This is a genomic window from Dorea sp. D27, assembly GCF_001185345.1.
Lineage (GTDB): Bacteria > Bacillota > Clostridia > Lachnospirales > Lachnospiraceae > Extibacter.
Window position 1 is genome coordinate 335948 of sequence record NZ_KQ236746.1, and the last position, 6699, is coordinate 342646.

The following is a 6699-nucleotide window of genomic DNA, read 5'->3' on the forward strand; positions in this document are numbered from 1 at the left end:
GCGCAGGTGTAAGCGGGAGAGGCGGAGAATCCTTTCCGTAGCCCTTATCCTGCGGGATGTAAGCCGCTATCGGCGCGCATTCCGGAGGGTTAGGGATACGTGAAATAGTCGGAGCCTCCTACGCATCGAAGCATCTGCCACCCTGCTCCCCGCACGCCGCCTAATTTACCTAAAACCCCCATTTAATACCTCAGCTGAATCCCTTGTTCTTCAATCCAGTCCTCTAGGTCATCTTGAGCGTCGGCGGCCCAGGTACCAGACAGTTCCTTTTCCTTGTCTGTCAAAGCGTCCTCATTTTTGCCTGTGGCCTCTCTTTGCTTTCTTTTTTCGTCTTGCATAGTAGATCTCCTTCCCTTTTACGTGTTGATATTAATAATAATTCTGGCATATGTATAGTTATGCAGATTAGCCGGTCCATCTGCGCCTTTGGATAAAGAAAAGGCACGACATACGGTATGTCGTGCCCTTTCTTTTTGGTATGTCATTGAGAGGTTTTTCCTCGTTGCATTGCAGTTTTGTTTATATACAAAGCTGGGGAATGCTCCTACTAAAGAGGATGTATATATCAATTGGAGTCCACTGTCGCAGGACCATTCTTGGGGGAAATGGTCGGCGGCAGCTTAACTGCAATTACAACCATATTGGTGTTAACTTACCTGTACTTTTTTAAAAATAGGCAGTTCCCTTGCTCGAGGTAACCGCCATTGGTTTTCGTACATTTAAGTTGCTATTAATATAACATTTATAAATTTAAGTGTCAATACAAGTAAAATAAAAAATAAATTTTTATGCAAAATAGCAATAAAAAAATAAAAAACTATTAAATTTTAATGCACTTTAACATAGTAAAATGGTAAAAGAGCAAAGAAACATTATCTTTTGTTTTTTTTCTTTTCCTCTTGACGTTTTTTTACTTGTTCCGCTCGTACATCACGATATTCCATCATCATTTGAATACGGACCTTCCACGGTATATAGAGTGGGCGTATTGGCTGACCTGTCTTATCAGATAGAAAATCATAAAACTGGGTCGGGTCACCCAGAACAAAGTCTGACTTGGGAAGAAGCTGCAAATCTTCATTGTTGATACTGATATAGTAGTTGTTGTCATCGACATATACAAAGCTAATTTCCGCATATTTTATACGTTCATTCTGGTCGAGATCAATGTTCTCTATATGAAACTCACTTTCTCCAAAGACGAGATGTATTTCGCTTTGGTTCTGGTAATTCTTATCTACTTTGGCTAGTTTTCTGAAACTGATACGATGTCTGTTCAAAGTAAAGCATGCAAGAAGGACTGCCAGAACAATAAATATGTACATTCCCACGCCACCTCTTGTGAAATAGGCAAAAGCGGCGAAACAGGCTGATAATATGAGAAGATGCATAGTAACACGAGGATACTTAATTCTATATGTAAATTTTATAAAATCCTCCAATACTTTCTGCGTATGTGTTGTTTTTACTTCGTATACCGGGGTCATATATGGTATCTCCTTATTGTGTTGATTATTTGATTGTAAGCGGGAAACTACGATACCCGCTGTTTTACATATTATAATATGGTTTTTAAGTTTCTACAAGCATTACTTTTCTGTGAATATGTGCTGTTCTATATTATTGAATCGGAATATAAAAAGGACAGCAGAAGCTGTCCTTTCTATTATTGAATAATAAAATTGTGCTTAAGCTTTGGCTGCATCTTTAAAGAACATGATTGCCGTGAAGACCATAACTACACATACCAGGTAAGTGAGAACGTACATTGAGAACGCATACTTTGTTAACAGATAAGCGCCTAATACACCAATACATCCGAATATTGCCAGATAAAGAGCAGCTCTTCTGTCGTATTTGCCTTCTTTGATGAATTTGAAACATGCAGCATTCATAAGGAACGCGCAAGAACCCATCATGATTGGGAAAGCAGTACCAACGTTCATACCAAGAGCACTTACAAGAGCGATACATGGTGCATAGAGCCCAACACCAATCATCATCAGGGCGCCCAGGAAGAAGTTGACAACAACACCAATTACTAACTTGATACCTGTCAAAGCCGTTGCTTCACCAACTAAACCGAAAGGTCCGATTCCAGCATTCTTAGAAGCGAGAACGATTGCCAGGATAAGAAGACCGATACCAAGAGCGATACGAACCATCTTAAGATTCCATTTACATACGATACCGGCACCTACAAGTGCTCCGATAACAGCTGCTGCGAGCATAAGTACTAAAGTAAGTGGGTCGATGTCTACAAAACTGAAGAATAATAGCGCTTCCAATGTTACAGGGAAGGTGTCTCCTACGTTTAGAGTACCAGGAATTGTGATATCCTCGCTGGACTTTGTGAATTTGAAACCAGCCTGGGTAGTAGCATAACTTCCGATTCCCCATGTATCGAGCCAGTTGGAAATAAAACCGATAATAGCCAGGGCAACAGGCTTGCCGCCCTTAAGTTCTTCTTTGTGTGCTGCAAGGTCTTTGATAAAGAATATAGCTGATACTAATACAAACAGACCTAACACAATACGTAAAATCAAAATAACATCCATAGTTCATCCCTCCAGATTGTTTATAAAGATACTAAAAAATAGCGAAAACAAACAATATATTTATGTAACCAGCTCACAAGAATAGATACACCCCGATTTGTATATATGCTTGTTAAAATATTGTCTGTTCTTGTTCCAATTGTATCAATTTCTATAGAAAAAGTCAATTGAATTTATAGATTATAGCCAAATAAAGACAAGCCTCCGACAGTTCGGCGGCGATTTATGTACATAGAAGAAGATAAATGGTATAAATTGTCTGAAAGCGGATATCTGAATTGCTGTTTATAACTGATAATTTGAAGGACAAATATCGACCAGTTAAGGAAATCTGCTTTGATTTTACAGACTAAAATCATAAGATAGTAATATAATACGACAGGTCTCTTTGTAACTGGCTCGTCTTTGCCAGTTAAGAAAATGACAAAGAGTATGGAGAGGAGGGCGGCTGCTTGAGAAATAAGAAGGTCGGCCGTATGATCATATTGCCTGTAGCTGCACTTGTGTTGCTTGCGGCCGGTTTTATAGCTGGAAGGGTAAGTACGGCATATGTGGCAGATGCCGGGCGGGAAGAAGAGAGCAGCATAATTGCGGTGGTGAATCTGGACGAGGGCGTGAGAAGAGAAGACGGAGCGGTCAATTATGCTGCGAGCCTGATTCATTTCTCCGGCGGCAATTATGTATACGCAGGTCTGGAAGATGCCAGGAATGGAGTGCAGACGGGAGATTACGCGGCTTATATCGTCATACCGGCAGGCTTTTCGGCAGATATCGAAAGTCTGAATACGGTGATGTCTAAGTCAAATATAACATATGAGATCAATAAGCAGCTCGCCCAGGAGAAAAAGATAACGATTCTTAAACAGGTCGATTCTTTCATACAGTCGATGGCGGACAATGTAAGTCTGCTGTATGTGGAAGGGATTCTGGAGGAGTTCCATACTGCACAGGACAGTGCCATAAAGGTGATGGAAAATGATAAGAAAGATACATCGGTGCTGCTGGAAATCAAGGCCTATGACCTGCAGAAATATATAGAATTCCCACAGCTCCTACAGCCGGATATGAGCATAACGGAACTGGACATACAACAATATATCCTCGGAAACGTAACTGCTATCGAAGAGATACAGAGCCAGTATGAAACAGGTGCGGCCAGGGGAGAAGAGGGGAGGAGGCAGCTTTCGGAAGCAGGAAGCGAGGCAAAGGCATCGCTTGACTATACGAACCGGCAGATTGAAGGCCTGGATGTCACAAAGGATACGGAAGGAAACGATATATATGATCCGGGTCTGCCTGGGGTAAAGAGGCTGCTTGCAGATTATAATACGGCACTTGAAAGCAACAGAGACAATATTCAAGGCAAGCTGGATCTTGTGGAGGGGAATCTGGGTGTACTACAGAGATATTGGATGGGGATGCGCCACGGTATAGAAGAGCATAACAACGGTATCCAGACAGCGGCAGACGATATCGCCGATGTTCTGAGTACCGGTACATATGATACAGGCTCTTTACCGGCCTGGACGGTCCATGATGGGACCGTAACGATGAACGGAGCAGCATACACGCTGACGGCGGCAGATGGAACCTTAGACGTAGGAGAGCTGGAGCGGCTGCTTACGGATTACCGGCAGAACAGCAGTGGCACCTATAGGGTGGGAGTGGCTTCGACAGATATCCAGGACAAAGAAGAGATAAAAGCAATCGTTCTGAGCCTGTTGCCAGACTGCAGCATCGAACGGTTCGTAGAAGAGGAGGACGGAACCTTCACAGAAGGAGACGCGCAGGAGAATAGAAGAGAGGCGGACAGGCTGCTTGCGGACAGCCTCGCGGCATCAGGCGTTGACCTGGCGGCGGATGAAGATTATAAGATTGAGCCAATCAGCCAGACAAAACTGGATGATATTATGGGCAGCCTCAGAAGCGATGTCGTATCCCCTCTGCTTAACAGGGCCGATGAAGTGAAACATGCCTTCCAAAGCAGCTATGCCGATTCCGATGGAAAGCTGTCCACGTTCCAAAGCTCGCTGACAGCATATGATCCACTTGGGCATATCGACCGTAGCGCAATACAGGATTCATATGCAGACATGCACGACAGTACGAGCTCCCTGCAGAAGGAGGTACTGGAAAAAGACACGGATCGTCTGGAGAGCATGGCAAAGACCTATGAGACATACACGGCGAATGAAGTGGCATTACAGCAGCATATACAAGAGGCGACAAAAGCTTCGGAAGAAGCAGTCGAACAAGGGCTTGCAGGGGCACAGAAAGTAAAGGAAGAGAGCAGCCGGGACAACCAGGAACGAATGGAGAGCTTTACGGGTAAATTACCGTACACAAGGATAGGAAAAGCACAGAATCAAGAAGCGGGCCGCTTTATTGTGGATCCTTTCTGGGTGACAGAGCAGAATACGGCAGGCAATACCGGTGGCGGCAATATGGAAGATGACGCTGCATCTGCGTCAGGAAGCGATGTAAAAGAGGCCTCGGAAACCGGCAGGGCCGTACTGGAAGTGCTCGGTGCATTTGCCATCCTCGGCGTCGTAGCCTCTATCACTATAAATGCGTCAATGCGTAGAAAGAAAAAGGATAATTAACATCCAGAGATGCTAATTATAAATCAAAAGAAGAGAGGAGGATACATATGAACATAGGAATTAAAAGCGATGACGTGAAGACTCAGGCACAGCAGATAACAGGACAGGCAATGCAGGAGTATACGGAGCTGCGCTCATTCCTGGATACGATTGTCAACAGCAAGCTGCCGGAGCTGTGGCAGGGAGCGGGAGCAGAAGCGTACATAACCCGCTATCAGGAACTGGCGCCAAGCTTCCAGGCAATCCAGGATCTGATCCAGGATATCGGGACAGGCCTGCAGCAGAATGCAACATACTATGAAGAGGCAGACCAGGCTGCAAGTGCGGCCAATTCAGGCAGATAGGGCGATGGGAGCCAAGGGCCGGGTGCTCCGGCTCCCCTTTTGATGATGCGTCCGGCAATATGGACGCAATGGGAGGCTATATGAAGACGGAAGAAGTTCAGGTTCAACAGGAAGATACAGATATAGAATGGGATACTTCTGTGATTACAGAACAGAAGAGCACCACCGGCATCTCGCTCTGTGATCTGTACGGCGTACCAGTATTTGAAGACAGGTCACAAGAAAAGATACAGTCCTTAGAGCTGGAAAATATGCATAACATAACGTATATCGGACAGCAGGTGTTTATCACCAAGAATGACGGAGAAGAGAAGCTGGATGTTATCCGCGGCCAGGTGTTTGCCGGGACTGTGGAAAATATCGGGAATAAAATAGAAAAAGAGGAAGCCGGTACCGGTTCGGGCGTAATATTCTGGATAGAGATTATCGCCGCCGTCGTGCTGGCCGCCGCATACTTATATGCAGGAAAGCTTAGAAGGGAAAGGAAGCGCAGGATTGATAGTATTAACGATATGTACGGAGTACAATAATGGAAAGATAGATGTCAGCGTGAAGCCAGAGCAGAGGATCCGGGATGTGCTGGATATCCTGAACGATAACAGCGCGCTTACACTTGAAGTGCCCCCGGAGGGCATCTCAGTCAGGTCCTGGAGGCAGAAGACATATGTGAATCCATATCTGACATTCAAACAGGCGGGAATACGTCACGGAGATAGGTTGACCGTCATGTGAATGGGCAGGGATGAGCACTGTTACATAAGCAGGAAAGGAGAAAGGTATGGGCGTAAAGATGAATGTAGGAACGGTACTGTCGGAACTCGATTCCATGAACAGATACCTGTCGGATGTCTGGATGAAAAGCGGCACGCTTGGCAAGGCGTTCCGGTCTTTTGAAGGAGAGGCCGGCCTTCAAAGTGCGGCATATGACAATCATAAGAGCTATATCGGGCAGGTGCATCAGCCCGTAGCAGAGGGAATCGCCGGCTTTTGTTCTGAGATGATGGAGGCAAACGATGCGTACGGAGGCTGCCTCCGCCAGTATTTTTCAGACGGAATGACCGTGGACGAAGATAAGTGGAAAAGCGAGCATGAGGCTTTGAAAGCGCATTATGACCAGCTTAATTCCACGCTGACCTATATCATAGAAACGATACGGAGCATGGTCTCTATGGGGGGACGCCCTGGGGCTGTCTA

Annotated in this window: 8 protein-coding genes; 5 read left to right on the top strand and 3 right to left on the bottom strand. The window is 45.1% G+C overall.

Annotation, left to right across the window (positions count from 1 at the left end; all coding sequences use genetic code 11):
- Nucleotides 1-182 precede the first annotated feature (182 nt).
- The 3 genes from HMPREF0980_RS18985 to HMPREF0980_RS15300 all read right to left on the bottom strand — a co-directional run bounded on the left by HMPREF0980_RS18985 (nucleotide 183) and on the right by HMPREF0980_RS15300 (nucleotide 2558).
- Nucleotides 183-338, bottom strand: a complete 156-nt coding sequence (locus HMPREF0980_RS18985; protein WP_157039374.1) for a hypothetical protein — start codon at nucleotides 336-338, stop codon at nucleotides 183-185.
- Nucleotides 339-872: 534 nt separating this feature from the next.
- Nucleotides 873-1487 (bottom strand): YcxB family protein, encoded by a 615-nt coding sequence (locus HMPREF0980_RS15295; protein WP_198146297.1) that lies wholly within the window; start codon nucleotides 1485-1487, stop codon nucleotides 873-875.
- 201 nt (nucleotides 1488-1688) lie between these two features.
- The gene (locus HMPREF0980_RS15300; RefSeq protein ID WP_049729951.1) at nucleotides 1689-2558 is read right to left on the bottom strand and encodes a hypothetical protein; all 870 of its coding nucleotides are present in this window, start codon (nucleotides 2556-2558) and stop codon (nucleotides 1689-1691) included.
- 452 nt (nucleotides 2559-3010) lie between these two features.
- On the opposite strand from HMPREF0980_RS15300, the gene HMPREF0980_RS15305 reads away from it, so the two are divergent.
- The 5 genes from HMPREF0980_RS15305 to HMPREF0980_RS19185 form a co-directional block, all read left to right on the top strand.
- The gene (locus tag HMPREF0980_RS15305; RefSeq protein WP_049729952.1) at nucleotides 3011-5161 is read left to right on the top strand and encodes a YhgE/Pip domain-containing protein; all 2151 of its coding nucleotides are present in this window, start codon (nucleotides 3011-3013) and stop codon (nucleotides 5159-5161) included.
- A gap of 47 nt (nucleotides 5162-5208) precedes the next feature.
- The gene (locus HMPREF0980_RS15310) at nucleotides 5209-5505 is read left to right on the top strand and encodes a WXG100 family type VII secretion target (RefSeq protein WP_006444987.1); all 297 of its coding nucleotides are present in this window, start codon (nucleotides 5209-5211) and stop codon (nucleotides 5503-5505) included.
- Nucleotides 5506-5585: 80 nt separating this feature from the next.
- Nucleotides 5586-6035 carry a hypothetical protein gene (locus HMPREF0980_RS15315; protein ID WP_049729953.1) on the top strand — a complete coding sequence of 150 codons (450 nt, stop codon included), beginning with the start codon at nucleotides 5586-5588 and terminating at the stop codon, nucleotides 6033-6035.
- Nucleotides 6001-6237: a hypothetical protein gene (locus HMPREF0980_RS15320; RefSeq protein WP_049729954.1), complete on the top strand. Its 237-nt coding sequence runs from the start codon at nucleotides 6001-6003 to the stop codon at nucleotides 6235-6237. The genes HMPREF0980_RS15315 and HMPREF0980_RS15320 overlap by 35 nt, the downstream gene beginning before the upstream one ends.
- Before the next feature lie 46 nt (nucleotides 6238-6283).
- The coding region (locus tag HMPREF0980_RS19185) for a hypothetical protein (protein WP_049729955.1) at nucleotides 6284-6699 on the top strand (416 nt) is incomplete at its 3' end.

What these genes read in the sequence shown, in the direction of transcription:
- HMPREF0980_RS18985 (WP_157039374.1), bottom strand. Translation starts at nt 338, where the DNA reads ATGCAAGACGAAAAAAGAAAGCAAAGAGAGGCCACAGGCAAAAATGAG.
- HMPREF0980_RS15295 (WP_198146297.1), bottom strand. Translation starts at nt 1,487, where the DNA reads ATGACCCCGGTATACGAAGTAAAAACAACACATACGCAGAAAGTATTG.
- HMPREF0980_RS15300 (WP_049729951.1), bottom strand. Translation starts at nt 2,558, where the DNA reads ATGGATGTTATTTTGATTTTACGTATTGTGTTAGGTCTGTTTGTATTA.
- HMPREF0980_RS15310 (WP_006444987.1), top strand. Translation starts at nt 5,209, where the DNA reads ATGAACATAGGAATTAAAAGCGATGACGTGAAGACTCAGGCACAGCAG.
- HMPREF0980_RS15315 (WP_049729953.1), top strand. Translation starts at nt 5,586, where the DNA reads ATGAAGACGGAAGAAGTTCAGGTTCAACAGGAAGATACAGATATAGAA.